This window comes from Bartonella sp. LJL80 (assembly GCF_054871565.1).
This window is the reverse complement of record NZ_JBTXLM010000001.1, coordinates 620469-637275: the sequence shown is the minus strand read 5'-3', so window position 1 is coordinate 637275 and position 16807 is coordinate 620469. Positions and strand designations below refer to the sequence as shown.

17 protein-coding genes are annotated in these 16807 nt (G+C 50.9%); 6 read left to right on the top strand and 11 right to left on the bottom strand.

The window, feature by feature from the left end; all coding sequences use genetic code 11:
• Nucleotides 1-224 precede the first annotated feature (224 nt).
• The 4 genes from ACYSNS_RS02875 to ACYSNS_RS02860 all read left to right on the top strand — a co-directional run bounded on the left by ACYSNS_RS02875 (nucleotide 225) and on the right by ACYSNS_RS02860 (nucleotide 3455).
• Nucleotides 225-998 (top strand): alpha/beta hydrolase, encoded by a 774-nt coding sequence (locus ACYSNS_RS02875; protein ID WP_461721611.1) that lies wholly within the window; start codon nucleotides 225-227, stop codon nucleotides 996-998.
• Between the two features lie 2 nt (nucleotides 999-1000).
• Nucleotides 1001-2143, top strand: coding sequence for a benzoate/H(+) symporter BenE family transporter (locus ACYSNS_RS02870; protein WP_461721892.1), 1143 nt, complete (start codon nucleotides 1001-1003; stop codon nucleotides 2141-2143).
• Nucleotides 2144-2166: 23 nt separating this feature from the next.
• Complete coding sequence (locus ACYSNS_RS02865) at nucleotides 2167-2931, top strand: M48 family metallopeptidase (protein WP_461721610.1); 765 nt, start codon at nucleotides 2167-2169, stop codon at nucleotides 2929-2931.
• 173 nt (nucleotides 2932-3104) lie between these two features.
• On the top strand, nucleotides 3105-3455 hold the full coding sequence (locus ACYSNS_RS02860; protein ID WP_461721609.1) for a hypothetical protein: 351 nt from the start codon (nucleotides 3105-3107) through the stop codon (nucleotides 3453-3455).
• A 41-nt stretch (nucleotides 3456-3496) separates the two neighbouring features.
• On the opposite strand, the gene ACYSNS_RS02855 is transcribed toward ACYSNS_RS02860, so the two are convergent.
• The 11 genes from ACYSNS_RS02855 to ACYSNS_RS02805 all read right to left on the bottom strand — a co-directional run bounded on the left by ACYSNS_RS02855 (nucleotide 3497) and on the right by ACYSNS_RS02805 (nucleotide 14942).
• Entirely contained in the window at nucleotides 3497-4543 is a 1047-nt protein-coding gene (locus ACYSNS_RS02855) for a threonine aldolase family protein (protein ID WP_461721608.1), read from the bottom strand.
• Nucleotides 4540-5793, bottom strand: coding sequence for a dicarboxylate/amino acid:cation symporter (locus tag ACYSNS_RS02850; RefSeq protein WP_461721607.1), 1254 nt, complete (start codon nucleotides 5791-5793; stop codon nucleotides 4540-4542). Before ACYSNS_RS02850 ends, ACYSNS_RS02855 begins: the two co-directional genes overlap by 4 nt.
• 29 nt (nucleotides 5794-5822) lie before the next feature.
• Nucleotides 5823-6464 (bottom strand): GntR family transcriptional regulator, encoded by a 642-nt coding sequence (locus tag ACYSNS_RS02845; RefSeq protein WP_461721606.1) that lies wholly within the window; start codon nucleotides 6462-6464, stop codon nucleotides 5823-5825.
• A gap of 115 nt (nucleotides 6465-6579) precedes the next feature.
• Nucleotides 6580-7254, bottom strand: a complete 675-nt coding sequence (locus ACYSNS_RS02840) for a TenA family protein (protein ID WP_461721605.1) — start codon at nucleotides 7252-7254, stop codon at nucleotides 6580-6582.
• A 2-nt stretch (nucleotides 7255-7256) separates the two neighbouring features.
• On the bottom strand, nucleotides 7257-7625 hold the full coding sequence (locus tag ACYSNS_RS02835) for an MliC family protein (protein ID WP_461721604.1): 369 nt from the start codon (nucleotides 7623-7625) through the stop codon (nucleotides 7257-7259).
• Nucleotides 7626-7803: 178 nt separating this feature from the next.
• Entirely contained in the window at nucleotides 7804-8511 is a 708-nt protein-coding gene (locus ACYSNS_RS02830) for a L,D-transpeptidase family protein (protein ID WP_461721603.1), read from the bottom strand.
• Between the two features lie 72 nt (nucleotides 8512-8583).
• Nucleotides 8584-9774: a M20 aminoacylase family protein gene (locus tag ACYSNS_RS02825; protein WP_461721602.1), complete on the bottom strand. Its 1191-nt coding sequence runs from the start codon at nucleotides 9772-9774 to the stop codon at nucleotides 8584-8586.
• Complete coding sequence (locus ACYSNS_RS02820) at nucleotides 9767-11071, bottom strand: MFS transporter (protein ID WP_461721601.1); 1305 nt, start codon at nucleotides 11069-11071, stop codon at nucleotides 9767-9769. The genes ACYSNS_RS02825 and ACYSNS_RS02820 overlap by 8 nt, the downstream gene beginning before the upstream one ends.
• A 29-nt stretch (nucleotides 11072-11100) precedes the next feature.
• Nucleotides 11101-12264: a M20 aminoacylase family protein gene (locus tag ACYSNS_RS02815; protein ID WP_461721600.1), complete on the bottom strand. Its 1164-nt coding sequence runs from the start codon at nucleotides 12262-12264 to the stop codon at nucleotides 11101-11103.
• Between the two features lie 68 nt (nucleotides 12265-12332).
• Nucleotides 12333-13517, bottom strand: a complete 1185-nt coding sequence (locus ACYSNS_RS02810; RefSeq protein WP_461721599.1) for a M20 aminoacylase family protein — start codon at nucleotides 13515-13517, stop codon at nucleotides 12333-12335.
• A gap of 120 nt (nucleotides 13518-13637) precedes the next feature.
• Nucleotides 13638-14942, bottom strand: coding sequence for an MFS transporter (locus ACYSNS_RS02805; protein WP_461721598.1), 1305 nt, complete (start codon nucleotides 14940-14942; stop codon nucleotides 13638-13640).
• A gap of 174 nt (nucleotides 14943-15116) precedes the next feature.
• Between ACYSNS_RS02805 and dapE the strand changes: the two genes are divergently transcribed.
• Complete coding sequence (dapE, locus tag ACYSNS_RS02800) at nucleotides 15117-16298, top strand: succinyl-diaminopimelate desuccinylase (RefSeq protein WP_461721597.1); 1182 nt, start codon at nucleotides 15117-15119, stop codon at nucleotides 16296-16298.
• A gap of 99 nt (nucleotides 16299-16397) precedes the next feature.
• Nucleotides 16398-16760: an antibiotic biosynthesis monooxygenase family protein gene (locus ACYSNS_RS02795; protein ID WP_461721596.1), complete on the top strand. Its 363-nt coding sequence runs from the start codon at nucleotides 16398-16400 to the stop codon at nucleotides 16758-16760.
• Nucleotides 16761-16807 lie beyond the last annotated feature (47 nt).

Sequence of the window (16807 nt, the reverse complement as noted above, 5' to 3'; positions counted from 1 at the left end):
GATTTGTCGAATTGCGCCATCAAACCGCCATGCGGGTACTTTTTACCGGCTTTCCGGCCCTTCCTGACCGTTGCCTAAGTTGATCAGATGTCGGCTTTCGCCCGAACTATCGCGATGCATGTTTGCTTTAAGGCTTGTCCTTGCTGATGTTTCCTCATACCATCATTGGAAAAAGCGCATATGCAGTGCACAAACGGAACAGCAACATAGGTTGGATAATTATCATGACACATGAAGAGGTGCAGTTCCTGTCTCTCGAACACGGCCAGATTGCCGTGCGCGCACGCCATGGCACAGGCAATCCCGGACTTGTCTGGCTCTCAGGGTATCGCTCGGACATGTTGGGCGCTAAAGCTGTGGCCGTGGATAGCTTTGCTGCCGCTCATAACCTTTCATGTTTGCGCTTCGATTATTCTGGCCATGGAGAATCAGGCGGCGATTTTTTTCAAGGCTGCATTTCGCGTTGGTTGCAGGAAAGCCTGAAGGTTTTTGAAACCTTCTGCAAAGGGCCGCAAATTCTCGTCGGTTCGTCGATGGGCGGTTGGATCGCACTGCGCATGGCGCAGGAATTACGCAAGAAAAATATCGCTCTTGCCGGTCTTGTTCTTATAGCTCCGGCGCCGGATTTTACCCATGACTTGATCCAACCGCAATTGACAGACCAACAAAAACGGGCGCTCGATAGCCAGGGCTATTTCGAAATTCCGTCGGAATATGGCCCTGAACCGACACCATTTACAAAAATTCTCCTTGAGGATGGCGAGGAAAATCGGGTTATGCGCGGGCTGATCGACGTGGGCTGTCCGGTGCATATCCTGCAAGGCATGCAGGACAAAGATGTCCCCTATCATCATACGCTGGAGCTCCTTGAACATCTGCCTCTTGATGATGTGACCTTGACACTTATTCGCGATGGAGATCACCGCCTGTCACGGCCGCAAGATCTTGCAAGTCTCGACAATGCGCTTTCCATGCTCATTGCGCACCAGCGAGGTTGATGATGCGGTTTTCGGTGATTGCATCAGGTTTTGTTGCTGCAATCGTCGGTTTTGGCGGTACTTTGGCACTGGTTATCAATGCGGCACATCGTCTGGGTGCAACACAAGCACAAACCGCAAGCTGGGTCACGTCCATCTGTCTGGCTATCGCTTTGTCGACGGCAATCTTGTCCATCCGCCATCGCATACCCATTGTAACAGCATGGTCAACGCCGGGACTGGCGCTTATCGCCGCTACCAGCGGGTACAATATGGGCGAGGCGACCGGTGCTTTTATCACCACCGGCATTGCCATTATTGCCACCGCTTTGATCCATCCTGTTTCACAAGCTATCGCACGCATTCCCACTTCCATCTCGTCCGGTATGCTTGCAGGCGTATTATTTTCTTTCGTCGTCGCTGCTGCAAAAACGCTGGGTGTTGACGTCTCTTTCGTTCTGCCGCTGATGGTCGTGTTTTTTATCGTCAGGCTGTTTCAGCCTGCTTTAGCAGTGATCGTTGTCCTGATTGCCGGTTTTTTCTATGCCTATTTTACGCACAGGGTTGCCCATCTTCCATCAATCGAACTCTCCAGCCTGACCTTCGTCAAACCTGTGTTCAGCCCGAGCAGCCTTATAGGTTTGGCATTGCCACTTTATCTTGTCACCATGGCATCGCAAAACCTTCCGGGCTTTGCCGTTTTGCGTGCATCCGGCTATGAAGTGCCGGCCAAATCCTGTCTTGGTGTCACAGGACTGATGACCATTCTGTCTGCTTTTTTTGCTGCATCACCGAGCAATATGGCCGCAATTTCCGCAGCAATCTGTACCGGAGCAGACGCCCATCCCGACAAACAAAAGCGCTGGATGACCGGCCCTGTTTACAGTGCGGTTTATGTCGTTTTCGCGCTTTTCGGCGCATCTCTGGTAGCGTTTTTTGCGGCCTTGCCGGTGACGTTGATCGCTCTTGTGGCGGGTTTGGGCTTGCTTGCGGCATTTATCAATGCTGTTGTTCTTGCAATGGCCGTTGACCGCGACCGTATTGCCGCAACTGTCACCTTTGCATTTACGGCGTCAAATATATCCCTTCTTGGAATAGGCGCACCGTTTTGGGCTTTGATAGCCGGTTTGCTGGTCTATTGTTGCGATCGAGCCCTACAAAGATAAAACGAATCGACTATATAAAGCCCATGTTTTTCTTGAGCCGCAAAACGAGCGTTCCAACCACACGTTCCTATGAGCAGGACTTTACCCTTTCCGACCGTATATTGCCGCTTCGTGTGAGTGAAAGCCAACGCGCCAAGCGGTTGACATTGCGGATTGAAACGGGTGGCAAGGCTTTGCGCGTAACCACTCCGCCAGCCACGAAAGCGGCGGAGGTCATGCGCTTTGTCGAACGGCACCGTGGGTGGATCGAAAGCCGCATTGCACGTTTGCCGCCACCGCAAGACACACCAATGTTAAAAGCAGGGGCATTTCTGCCGATTTTTGGCATACCCCATGAAATTGTTCATAAAGACGGACGTGGCACAGCAGAAATCGTAGCCGAAACGCAAGATCGCCCGGCGCATATCATTGTTTATGGTGATGCCGCCCACCTGCCGCGTCGGTTATCTGCGGCTTTGATAAAACAGGCGGAGCAAACAATTGCGCCGCTGGTGGCGAAGCACGCCGCGACGGTGGGACGAAAGCCGGTATCCATCCGCTATAAGGACACAAAAAGCCGCTGGGGCTCATGCTCCGCAGATGGCCATCTGTCATTTTCGTGGCGTATCATCATGGCACCGAAAGGTGTTATCAACTATTTGGTGGCGCATGAAACAGCGCATTTGATTGAAATGAACCATAGCCCGCGGTTCTGGGCGTTGTGTGAAAAACTTTGTCCCGAATCCAAACGCTATCAAGCCTGGCTGAAGCGCAACGGCCAAGCCTTGCACGCCATAGATTTCAAATAGAGCTTTCCCTATGTGGGTGAAGCGAACAGCACCACGGAAAAGACCAGATCAATCATCATAGCGGGCCGATTTAGCGGCGTTTTCACTCCAATCTAGGCAAGCCTGCTCTTGTTGTTATATCCGCGCGCCTTATATGAATATAAGGGTCGTTGGAAATTTCATGAGGGTCGCTGATGTCGACAACGCAAAATCCACCATCGACGAGCACAACTGTTACCGACAGTATGGAACGTTTTTTGAAAATCGGTGCAGCGCGCTTCGATTGTGATGATCTGGTATTCTGGATGGAACGTATTATGCGGTCTGATAATGACTTGAAGATCGACGATCCACTGGTGTTCGATTTCATGACACAGTTCAGTGTTGCAATGTGTAACAATGCGCGGCAACGCCGCGCAAGTCAGGATGATGTCTATATCCATTTTGCCCAATGGTTACGAAAGCTCAAGCCCCTTTATAACCGCCGGTCACAAATCTCGCTGGAACAGCTCGCTGAAGACGTTTTTTACGATTATACCGGCTAAGATTCCGTCGTCGGAGCAAACCTTCTCAAAGCGCGTTTCACTCAACGTTTAAGCCTTGCGAAAACTTTTTGCCAAATGGCTACAGCTTCATCAGCGGCTTTTTCGTCAATATGGCGATGGGTGACCAGACGAATGGTTGTTTTGGAAGCGGGGCGCGCCAACAAACCGCAATCTTGCAATTGATGGCACCAGATGGCCGCGTCACTTTCAGCCAAATGTCCGATATGAACCTGAAATATATTGGTCTGCGGTGCGTCAGATTCCACCATCTGCGCGTCAATTTCAGCGATACCCTGCCAGATACGCTTGGCCTGTTGATGGTCTTCTGCAAGTCTTTTTGACATTGTTTCCAAACCGATCAAACCGGCTGCAGCCATAATGCCTGCCGACTGACGAAGCCCGCCACCCACCATCCGTCGGAAACTGCGTGCTGTTTCTATGAATTTTTCACTGCCCGCCAGCACTGCCCCCATGGGTGCGCTTAATCCCTTTGACAGACAAATGGAAACACTGTCGCCATATTGCGCGATTTCTTGTGCGGACACGCCAAGCGCTGTTGCCGCATTAAAAAGACGCGCACCATCAATATGGATGGAAACATCATTTTTTTGGCCAAGGTCGTAAACATTGCGCATGTAGTCCAGCGACGGTACAAAACCGCCCGAATGGTTGTGGCTGGTTTCCACATTGATCATCGCGGTTGCCAATCCATAGCGGGAGGGTTCTGCGCGTATTGATTTCTTTAGAATATCCAAATCCATCTCGCCCTTTTTTGAAGGAATGCGGATAGAATAAAGACCTGCAAGCCGCGAGATACCACCAGCTTCAGACAAAGCCATATGCGCCTGACAATCCAGAAGCGCTTCCCCGCCACCGGATGAATGCACAAGCGAGGCAATAATATTGCCCATTGTACCGCCTGAAACGTAAAGCCCTGCCTGTTTACCCAACATCGCTGCGGCCTTCTCTTCCAAAGACCGCACGACAGGATCCCCCTCAAGCGTGTCATCATGGGGGTGAACTGCCGCCATGGCAGTGCGCATTTCGTCGGTTGGCTGGGTTACTGTGTCGCTGCGCAAATCAATCATGCTGACTGCTCCTGAGTTTCTGCCGCAATAGCGTTATTATCGACATATTGGATGCCGGTAAACTTCATCACAAGCTTGACGGCAACCGTGTTGCTGACAACATTGATTGCCGTGCGTCCCATGTCCAAAAATGCATCGACACCAGCGATAATGGCAATGGCTTCCACGGGCACGCCGATTGTTGCCAGAACCATGGCTATGGCAACAAGCCCGCCGGATGGAACGTTAGCACTGCCTTTACTGGCAAGGGTCGTAACTATGATGATCGACAACAAGGTCGGCCATTCAAGCGGGATATGATAGGCATCTGCCAAAAAGCCGACAGCCAAACCGAAATACATAATAGAACCATCGCGATTGAAGGCATAACCAAGCGGCAAAACCACAGATGCGACAGCTTTCGGCACGCCCATACCAATGAGCTTTTCCATATGCAGCGGAAGGCTTGCTTCTGACGAGCGGGTTGCAAAAGCCAGCATGAAAGGTTCGGCGATATCTTTTGCAACTTTAAGCGGCTTATCGCCGATAGCTTTCAAGATAATGGCAAAGATGACCAGCAAAACAAACAATCCAAGATACATCACGCCCACGAGCTTGAGCAGGGAAAGGATCGTGGCAAATCCCTGTGTTGCAAACAGCCACGCCATAATGGCGAAAATGGCTAACGGCGAAAGCGAGATGATCCAGTCGGTAATTTTGAAAACCGCCCCCATCAGCGCATCAAGCACGTCGATCATCGGTTTTGCCCGTGCACCGGTGGATGCCAGTGCCAACCCTAACAACACTGCGAAAACCAACACCGGCAGAAGATTGTTGCCGCTCATGGCCGCGACGATGTTCGAGGGTATCATATCAAGGAAAAATTTTGTCCAATTCACGGTCGTATCGATATGGGCCGGTATTTTTGCTGTCTCGTGCAGATCTGCTCCAAGGCCGGGATGGAAAATGCCGTTCAATACCAGACCGATAATGATGGAAACCACCGTTGCGACAAAAAAGTAGCTTAAACTGACCAAGGACACTTTTCCAAGTTCCTTGGCCATATTACCCATCTGGTAGATACCCAGTGTAATGGCTGTGAACACCAAAGGCACGACAATCATTTTGATTGCCTGGACAAAGGCTGTGCCAACAGGCTGCAAATAGGCTGCGGCGTTCGGCAATAGAAAGCCGAATGCAATACCAAGAACAAGTCCCAAAACCATCTGCACCGGCAGACTGATCAATCGTTTTCGTTTTGCCGAAGCCATGATTTTTCCCTCACCTCGATTGTATAAATTCAGATCAGCGTAACCAAGCGCGCCTTCATGGCATCATTTATGTGCGCACGCATGAGGTGGCGCGCAGTTGGCACATCGCCGCTGATAACCGCTTGGATGATTTGGATATGTTCCTGCACCGCAATTCGCGTGCGATCAGCGTCGTAGAATGGCAGCGCCTGCAAAGCCAAACCGTTCTGCGCACGCAGATCATTATACATTTTGCACAAACGGCTATTTTGCGTCGCCTCGAAAAGCACGTCGTGAAACAGCCATCCCAACTGTTGTGCCTCGCTCACATGAAGCTGGTCGCGCTCTAGAACACGTTGCAAACGCTGCATGATATCTGCCAGACGCGTATCGCCCCCCTGCGCGCAGGCCAACTGCACCGCTTGATCTTCCAACATCAGCCTTATTTCATGGATTTCACGCAGATCATTGACACTTAATTGCCGGACAAATGTGCCTTGCATGGGGGCAACATCCAGCAGCCCTTCCAATGCAAGTTTCTTAATGGCCTCGCGCACCGGCGTGCGTCCAATATCCAACGTGTCGGCGATGCCACGCTCGGACAGCGCAGTACCGGCTTTCAAACGCCCTGCTATAATCTCGTCGCGGATATAGCTATAGGCATCAACGGGTTTTGAAACAGACTGGTTCATGACTGGTATACCAGTCTAAATATAAGCAAGAGTCAACAGCTTTATGCTCTTGGATACTCATCGGATGATAATAATCGATGCTTTTGGTTCGGCAGTGGCTGATGGTCGAGCGATGTCAACCATCAAGCCCCATCTGCCAGAAATCGGTTTCAAGACGGGTGGCTGTTTTGAAAATATCGGAAAGTCGCGCAAAACGCGCCTTCCCATCTTCCTTCTCGCCAAGCCTGTTGATCATATCGATACCGGCCTGAACGCCCTGCAGATATTCCACGCTTTCATAATTGCGTATCCAATCTGCATAGGGGTTCCCCGCAAAAACAGTATTATCAGCATGCGCAAGCCGCAAACCTATTTCAGCGTAACCGGCTACGCAGGGCATAAGCGCTGCCAAAAGGTCTAACCGGTCACCAATATGCCCGATATCCAGCACAAAACGCGTATAGGCGATGGTTTGGCTGGCTTCGACTTCCCGCTGCATTTCACTTTCTGAAATACCCCATTGCGCGCAATAGCGCACATGCAATGGAAGCTCGTCGGCAATGGCTTGCAACCCCGTCAACGCATCCTTGATGTCATCCAACCGTGTCGATTTCGCTGCCAGCAATGCATATGCGCGGGAAAAATGGATGAGGAAAAGATAATCCTGCGTCAAAAACCGTTTGAAACAGCGTTTTTCCAATGAGCCATCGGCAAGCTTGCACACAAATGGGTGGTGGGTATAGCCCTGCCATAAAGCACCAGCATCATGACGCAACCGGCCAAACAGCCCGCTGTCAAAATCGGGTTGCACGATCAATCCTCCGCAACGTCTGCTTCACAGGCATTCAGGATCGTCTGTTCCTTGGCCGTGTGGTCCGCCTCCATATAGGTCAAAAAGGCCTCATTGCCTTTGGTATGCAGCCGATAGCTGTCCTGTTCATCGAATGCGACATAAAGCACCCCTGATGCAGCCACGTGCTGGCGCATCGGCACAAGCTTTCCTTCAACTGAAACAATCGCATAGGAATCGCCTTTGCTGTCGTTCATGAATACGACCGGCAGTTGTACTCCGCGCTCGCAAATATAGGTTTCATTCTTTACCGATAGATCATCTGCCAAAGCAGGCAATGCGTTGGCACCGCAACCATACAGCACGACAGCAAAAATTGTTTTTTTCAGCATCTGATCACCTTTTCAAAAAAATATAAAACCGTTGGAACCTTATACACCATACGCCGTTATGATGATACCAAGCCATGAAAATGGCGAGGTGATCTGGGGGCCCGGCACAATTGCCCCCGCTTGATTTGCCGGGCACCCCTCATTCTTTCCCCCCAAAAAATTCGATTTGATTAAATGGTCAGCGTACAACGATCGGCGTACCAACCGGAACGCGATTATAAAGGTCGATAATATCCTGATTCATCAGTCGGATGCAGCCGGATGACATGGATTGACCAATCGACCACCATTCAGGCGATCCATGGATACGGTAACCGGTATCGCGACCGTTCTGATAGATGTAAAGTGCACGCGCGCCCAGCGGATTTGTTGCACCGGGATCCATGCCATTGCGATATTTGACCAGTTCAGGCTTACGTTGGATCATCTCTGCCGGTGGTGTCCAACGCGGCCATTCGCGTTTGAACTGTACATTGGCGCGGCCCGACCATTCAAAACCGCTTGCGCCAATTCCCACGCCATAACGCAGCGCATCGCCATCCGGCTGGACGAGATAAAGAAAATGCTCTTGCAAGCTTACCACAATCGTTCCCGGTGCTTCACCGGTAGGATTGGGCACAATCTGTCGCCAGAATTGTTTCGGCACCTTGCTGTAGGGGATGGCTTCAAGCGCATAGGGGCCTTCCTGCACAGCCGCATACATTTTATCGGGTGAGGTAAAACCGGCATCAATGCCGATGCGCGGGCGCATGACGGAGCCTGTTGTTGTGCCATCGACACTTCCCATCAGGCCATTGCTGGTACAACCCGACAACGCACCAAGTGCAGCTGCGCCACTCCCCAGAATAAAAGACCGCCGTGAAAAAGAAAGATTGGAACCGCTCATAGTACACACCTGATATTGCTGCCGATGGATTCCGGCAGCCCGTGATCATGCATGATGATGGTTGCAGAAGCGTTAATTGACTGGCAGAGCGCTTTGCGTCAAGGCACTCCAAAACAGCGCGCCATCAATAATATTGCGGTCGTCAAAATTATAATGCGGATTGTGGAGACCGGCACTATCACCATTTCCAAGGAAGAAGAAACTGCCCGGGCAAGCCTGCAGCATAAAGGCAAAATCCTCGCTCACCGTAGTCGGGTTCTGGCTTTCCACGATCTTGTCTTTCCCCAAAGCCGCAGCCGCGACCTTTGCGGCAAAATCGGCCTGTGCCGGATGATTGACCAGAACTGGAACCAACCGGTCGTAACGTATAACGGCGCTGGCACCAAAACTTTGCGCCTGATCGGTAACAATCTGACGGATACGCTGCTCTATTTTGTCTTGTATCTCGGCTGAGAATGTCCGCACGGTCATCGATATTTCCACCGTATCGGGAATGATATTGAAAGCGTGGCCACCATGAATAGATCCGGTAGAAATAATGGCTGCCTCCAGCGGCGGGACATTGCGCGAGACGATGGTTTGCAGCGCCATAATGGTCGATGATGCAACAATGATCGGATCTACCGTCTGCTCTGGTGCCGCCCCATGGCCGCCCTTGCCCTGAATGGTAATGGTCACAGCATCGACCGAAGCCATCATGGCATTTCGGGTGATCTGGATTTTACCCTGTTCAAGGCCGGGCCAGTTATGCAATCCATAGACCGCATCGCAGGGAAATTTGTTAAAAAGACCATCTGCAATCATGGCTTTGGCACCTTTTCCTACCTCTTCTGCCGGTTGGAAAAACAAATGAATGGTACCGTCGAATTGGCGGGTTTGAGCCAGATAGCGCGCCGCCGCCAACAGCGTCGTCGTATGACCGTCATGCCCGCAGGCATGCATGACACCTTCGCTCTTACTGGCATAGGGCAGGTTGGTTTCTTCGAAGATAGGAAGCGCATCCATATCGGCGCGTATGCCGATCGAGCGCTTGCTTTGCCCGACAGTCAGGCTGGCGACAACCCCATGCCCGCCGAAGTGACGTTGAACCTGATAGCCCCAGCCTTGCAAAAGCTCTGCAACTTTATCGGCAGTCTCGGTTTCAACCAGCGACAATTCGGGATTTTGGTGCATGTTATGGCGGAAGCTGATCATTTCTGGCAAGAAAGCTTCAATTGTTTGCCGGATTTTTTGGCGATCAAACATCATTTTTTCCTCAGACATGGCGATCCTCGCGGAAAAGCGAAAACGCAATACCACCGACAACAATCGCAGAACCGAGATACCAGAATGGTGCCATTGGATTGTTATGCGACCAAATCAGCAATTGCGTGACAATCATCTGCGCTGTTCCGCCAAAAATCGTTACGCCGACCGCATAGATGACCGCTGTTGCCGTGGCGCGCAAATCACGCGGGAAGGCTTCCATGATCACCAGCAGATTTGTTGTCATGAAGGCGCCAAGGGCTGCTGCCCCCACACAGAGGCTGACGATGAAGATCGGAAATTCATGCACAAATCGAAATGCCAGATAGGATGAGACAAAACCAACGGCCAGGATACCCAATGCAAAGAATTTCCGTTTTTCAATCCGGTCGCAAACAAACCCGGCAAGCAGTGAAAAAATAATCCATACGACGCAGATAATCGCACTAATGAGAAAAGCGATCGACGGGTCGATTGTTGTCACGGCTTTCAAATAATTTGGCATATAATAGACCAACGAATAGACCATGACCGTAGAAGGCACGATCAACAATACACCAAGGAAAAATTGCAATGTGTGCTGGGTCAGCAAGGTCTTGATAGGGTTGTGGGCAGCGCCTTCCTTATCGTGGTCAACGCCAACAAAGGTTTCCTCAATATGGGCGCGGATGTAAAGTCCAACCGGAATAATCGCCAAAGACAGGATGAACGGAATACGCCAGCCCCAGCTGTGCAATTGTTCCGTGCTGAGAATTGCAGTCAAAAGCGCGCCCAATAGTGCGCCACACAAGGTCGCAAGCCCTTGTCCGATGAACTGCCAGCTGACAAAAAATCCGCGTTGGCGGTATCCTGCCGATTCCATCAGCAGCGTCGTGGCCGCACCGATTTCGCCGCCCGCTGAAAAGCCCTGCATCAACCGCCCGACAACAATCAGAATAGGCGCTGCTATGCCGATGGCATCATAGGACGGCGCAAAACCAATCACCGCGCTGCCCAAAGCCATCAATACGATGGTCAACAGCATAGCCGCCTTGCGACCTTTTCTGTCAGCATATGTGCCGATGAGGATGCTGCCAAGCGGCCGCATGATAAAACCGACGCCAAACACCGAAACAGAAATCATCAACGACACCATCGGGTCTTCAGCTTTGAAAAAAACGACGCCGATCACGGCGGCAAAAAAGCTGTAAACGGTGAAATCAAAAATTTCCAAAAAATTACCGAAACCGGCGGCAACAATCAGCTTTGCCTTTTCACCGCTTGTTTTTAAACCGACATCCGGCTGGGCGTCCCATTCATTAGCTTTGGTCTGCATCTTTTTTCCTGTTGCGTTGGGGGATGTATTCACGGTTTTACCAAATAGGATTCAACCAAAGCCCCCCACAGGCTGGCTCCGACGGGTATGATATCGTCATTGAAGTTATAGTGCGGATTGTGCAGCCCGGCGCTGTCGCCATTGCCCATGATGATATAGGCACCGGGCACTTTTTCCAACATAAAGGAAAAATCCTCGCTCGGTGTAAGAGGCTCGGCATTGTCGACCACATTATCCCGCCCGACCAGCTTTTCCGCGATTGTGCACGCGTAATCCGTCGCATCGGCATCATTGACCGTCACCGGATAACCGTGTTCATAATGGATGCTGGCCTTTGCGCCATAGCTTTCTGCCTGTGCATGGATGATCTTACAGATGCGGCTTTCCAATTGCTGGCGGATTTGCGGCGAAAAAGCGCGAATGGTCAGTTCCATCTTTACCTCGTCAGGAATGACATTCGACACTGCGCCGCCTTGAAACATGCCGACCGTAACAATGGCTGCTTCAAGCGGTGGCACATTGCGTGAAACAATGGTTTGCAAAGCCATGACGATGGAAGACGCCGCGACAATCGGGTCAACCGTCGTTTCAGGACGGGCACCGTGGCCGCCTTTGCCGTGAATGGTTACAAATGCGGTATCAACCGATGCCATCATCGGCCCCTTGGCAAAACGCAAGCTTCCAGCGGGGAAACCCGGCCAGTTGTGCAGCCCATATATTTTATCGCAAGGGAATTTATCAAAAAGCCCATCATCAATCATCGCCTTGGCACCGGCATGTCCTTCTTCAGCCGGTTGGAAAATCAGATGGACCGTGCCATCAAAATTTCTGGTTTCAGCAAGATAACGTGCGGCTGTGAGAAGAATGGTTGTATGTCCATCATGACCACAGGCATGCATGACACCTTCGTTTTTGCTGGCATAGGGCAGATTGGTCTGCTCATAGATAGGCAAGGCATCCATATCGGCGCGAATACCTATGGATTTTTGGCTGTTGCCGACTTTCAACGTGCCGACCAAACCGGTTTTTCCAAGTCCGCGTGTAACTTCAAAGCCCCAGCCCGCCAGCAATTCTGCAACCTTGTCTCCTGTTTGATGCTCATCATAGGAAAGTTCGGGATTTTCATGAAAAGCACGCCTTATGGCGACCATTTCAGGAAGGGTCTTTTCGATATGCTGACGAATATGGTCCATTATTTCAGTTCCTGTATAAGACGCCAAGGATATGACCCGTCACACCTATTGTGACGGGCCTTTAACGATCAACGTAGAAATGTTTCAGCCAAGGATGACCAGTAGCAACCGCCAAGCGGGATAAGCTCGTCATTGAAGTTGTAATGCGGGTTATGCAATGGCGCACTTTCACCATTGCCAATCATTAGATAGGAACCAGGACGCGCTTCCAACATAAAGGCAAAATCCTCACTGCCCGATGCCTTGACCATATTGGCATCAACCTGATCGGCACCAAAGGCCTTTTCAGCCACAGCCACGGCAAAATCGGTTTCAGCAGCGTGGTTGACGAGCGGTGGATACATGCGCTGATAATCAATCTCGGCTGTTGCTCCAAAACTTTCGGCCTGTGCTTTCACCAGTTTCTCAATGCGGCTTTGCAACAAATCGCGCACATCCGCACTGAAGCAACGCACCGTCAACAGCATCTCGGCACTATCGGGAATAACGTTGGCTGCAAATCCTGCCTGAAAACTGCCAACCGTGACAACTGCTGTTTCAAGCGGAGGCACATTGCGCGAAACAATGGTTTGCAAAGCTGTAATGATGGCCGCGCCGGCAGCAATCGGATCAATGGCTTTTTCCGGCACCGCACCATGGCCGCCTTTGCCGTTGATCCGAATTTTAACCGTATCGCTTGAAGGCATAAACGCGCCGGTGCGTACAGCCACAGTACCGGTGGCGGCATCGGGCCAGTTATGAATGCCAAATACGGCGTCGCAGGGAAATTTTTCGAAAAGCCCGTCATCCATCATGGCCTTGGCACCGGCAAAACCTTCTTCAGCAGGCTGGAATATAAGGTTGAGCGTACCATTGAAGTTTTTTGTTTCAGCCAGATAACGCGCCGCCGTCAAAAGCATGGTTGTGTGGCCGTCATGGCCACAGGCATGCATTTTTCCTTCATTTTTACTGGAATAATCGAGGTTGGTCATTTCTGCGATCGGCAAAGCATCAAAATCAGCACGCAATCCAATGGATTTGTCGCCATTGCCAACCTTGAGCCGTCCCACCACGCCGGTTTTACCAAGCCCGGTTGTTACCTCATAGCCCCATTTCGTCAGCAAATCCGCAATGATTTTCGCGGTGCGATGCTCCTCATAAGCCAATTCCGGATGAGCATGCAAATCATGCCGTATGGCGACCATTTCCGGGACAAAGCCGGATATATGGTCGAGAATTTTTGTCGCATCCTGCGAAAGTTTTCTATCACCCATAACAATCTCCCTTAGCTGGGTTCAGAGCGCCTTTTCGTTCAAAAAAAGGAAGTGACGCTCTCTTTAATTCGATCAAGCAGTTCCTAGCAAATCCCCAATTGGGCACTTTGCGAAAACCATCTAAACCGCGTGACGTTCTTCCTTGAACAACGTCAATGCTATCGCACCGATAACCAGCGCACCGCCCAGATACCAGAATGGCGCCATAATATTGCTATCTGAAATCTTCAGGAAAAGCGTCACAATCATCTGTGCCGTACCGCCAAAAATCGAAACGCTGAAAGCGTAGATAACCGCCGTTGCCGTGGCGCGGATTTTTTGCGGGAAAGCTTCCATAATCATCAAGACCGAGAATGTCATGATGAGGCCGAGACAACCCACGCCCACGGTGTGAAAAAGCAGGAACAACTTTATGTTTCCGACAAAGTGAAAGGCAAAGTAAGCCGCTACGAAGGCAACTGCCAAAATGGCCAAGGCTGTGGGTTTGCGCCGCTCCAGCCTGTCGCACATAAAGCCGGAAACAAAGGTCAGCACAATCATGATGACACTCGCATAGCTTGAAACCAGGAAGGCTTGCGACTTGCCAATATCGGTCACCGTTTTCAGATAATTTGGCATATAGAAAATCAGAATGTACATCAGCGCCGTTACCGGCAAAATGAATAAAATGCCAAGCAAGGTCTGGCGCGTATGCTGGCTCATTAAAATCTTGAAGGGATGGTCGACGTGGCTTTCTGCAGCCGGCGCTTCATAGGTTTCATTGATATGGGCGCGAATATAAAGACCGACCGGAATGATCACCAGCGAGAAGATGAATGGCACCCGCCAACCCCAGCTATGCATGGCTTCATCTGACAGAAATCCCATCAAGCCGGCCGCAAGCAATGACCCGCATAGCGAGCTGACACCTTGGCCAAAAAACTGCCAACTAACGAAAAAACCGCGCTGGTTGCGCTGCGCGGATTCCATCAACAATGTTGTGGCTGCACCAATTTCACCACCGGCAGAAAAGCCCTGCAACAAACGGCCGAGTACAATAAGCAAGGGGGCGGCGATACCGATGGATGTATAAGGCGGAGCAAAGCCGATCAAAGCGCTGCCGATTGCCATCAGCACGATGGTCAACAGCATGGCGGATTTACGCCCATGACGGTCGGCATAAGCGCCGATGACGATGCTGCCAAGCGGCCGCATAATGAAGCCGACACCAAAAACAGAAACAGAAATCAACAAGGAAATCAGCGGATCGCTGGAATTGAAAAATACATTGCCGATAATGGCTGCAAAAAAGCTATAGACCGTAAAATCGAAGATCTCGAGAAAATTGCCGACGCCGGCGGCCACTATCAATTTTGTTTTTTCTTTGCCCGTTGTTAGGCCGACCTGCCCATTCGCTGGTTGCGGCTTTCTGCCTTGTTCCGTCATTGTCCCATTGCCCTCTTCTTTTTTGCACTAAAATTATCCGCCCGAATTTCGGCGGTGCTGCACCTTACTGCTTTATCGGCACGGTGAAAACGTTCTCATTATCTTTTTCCTTTTATTTTTTGGCATGGTGAATCATAATCGCCGGAACAAATGTCTTTTAAAGGAACATCCCCTATGCAATCGCTTAAAGATCCTGTTTTTCTGGCACGAGCGCTGATCCGTTGCGCCTCTGTAACCCCGGATGAGGCAGGTGTGCTGGAAACTATGCAGGCATGGATGCAGCGTCTTGGCTTTATGGTGGAACGGCCGATCTTTCACGATTCCGATACGGCGGATGTTGAGAATCTTTACGCGCGGCTTGGGGATGCTGGACCACACCTGATGTTTGCCGGCCATACCGATGTTGTGCCCACCGGCGACATCGCACAATGGCGTCACCCGCCTTTTGAGGGTGCGATAGAAGGAAATATGCTGTTCGGACGGGGTGCGGTAGACATGAAGGGCGGCATTGCCTGCTTCGTCGCAGCTCTGGCGCGCCATTTGGACAAACAGCCGCTTGCAGGCTCTGTCAGTCTGGTTATCACCAATGACGAGGAAGGCCCGGCCATTAATGGCACCGTGAAATTGTTACAATGGGCGGCCGAAAAAGGCGAGACTTGGGATGCCGCTATTGTCGGTGAGCCGACAAATCCCGATCAACTGGGTGATATGATCAAAATTGGCAGGCGCGGTTCCCTTTCAGGCATTGTGACGGTGAAAGGACGGCAAGGCCACGTTGCCTATCCTGAGCGGGCCGCAAATCCGCTTGCTCTTGCCATCAAATTATGTGACGCACTGACCGGCAAGCCGCTTGACCATGGTTCGGATAATTTCCAACCCAGCAACCTTGAAATTACTACTTTTGATACCGGCAATAATGCGACCAACATCATTCCGGCTGAATGCAGTATCCGTTTTAATATTCGCTATAATGATCATTGGACTGCTGACAGTTTGAAAGCGGAAATTGCCAACCGTTTGGCCGCCGTCGAGATCGCGCAAACCGGCTGTCAAAAACCCACTTATAAACTTGATTGGGTTGTGAGCCCCGGAGGCGTGTTTTTGACACGCAATGACAGATTGGTTGGCCGGCTGAGTGATGCTATCCACGCAGTCACGGGACATACGCCGCAACTGTCAACGTCGGGCGGTACATCCGATGCCCGTTTTATCAAGGACTATTGCCCGGTTGTAGAGTTCGGGCTTGTGGGCCAAACCATGCATATGGTGGATGAGTGCGTTGCGCTTGATGATCTCGAAAAGCTCACCCGAATCTATGAGGTTTTCATTGAAAACTACTTCAAAAGCGAAACTTGATAGCCTGATCGTCCATCATATTCGATTGACCGGGCATCGTACAACATCATCGTGTCAGCCAGAACATGAGTCCGGTGCCGTTGAGAGGATGAAAAAGCAATGGTTCAGAACAGCAATGAAGTAACATGCGATAGTTTTTGTAAAACACCCCCACCGCCTTATTACATCGTCGCTTTTTCTTCGCAACGCACTGAAAGTGATCATGGCTATGCAGCAATGGCAGTCGCAATGGAAAAACTGGCAAAGCAACAAGCTGGATGTTTAGGGACAGAAAGCGTGCGTGACGCCAACGGATTTGGCATCACCAATTCGTTCTGGATGGATGAAGCCAGCATTAAGGCTTGGAAGGCCCATATCGACCATCAACTGGCACAGAAATATGGTCGCGAGAAATTTTACGCGCACTATCAGGTGCGCATTGCAAAGGTAGAACGTGACTACAGTGTCGACGTAGAAAGGTGACCGTACAGAACGCCGGAAACGAACAGTTGCAATTATCTCAATGCATG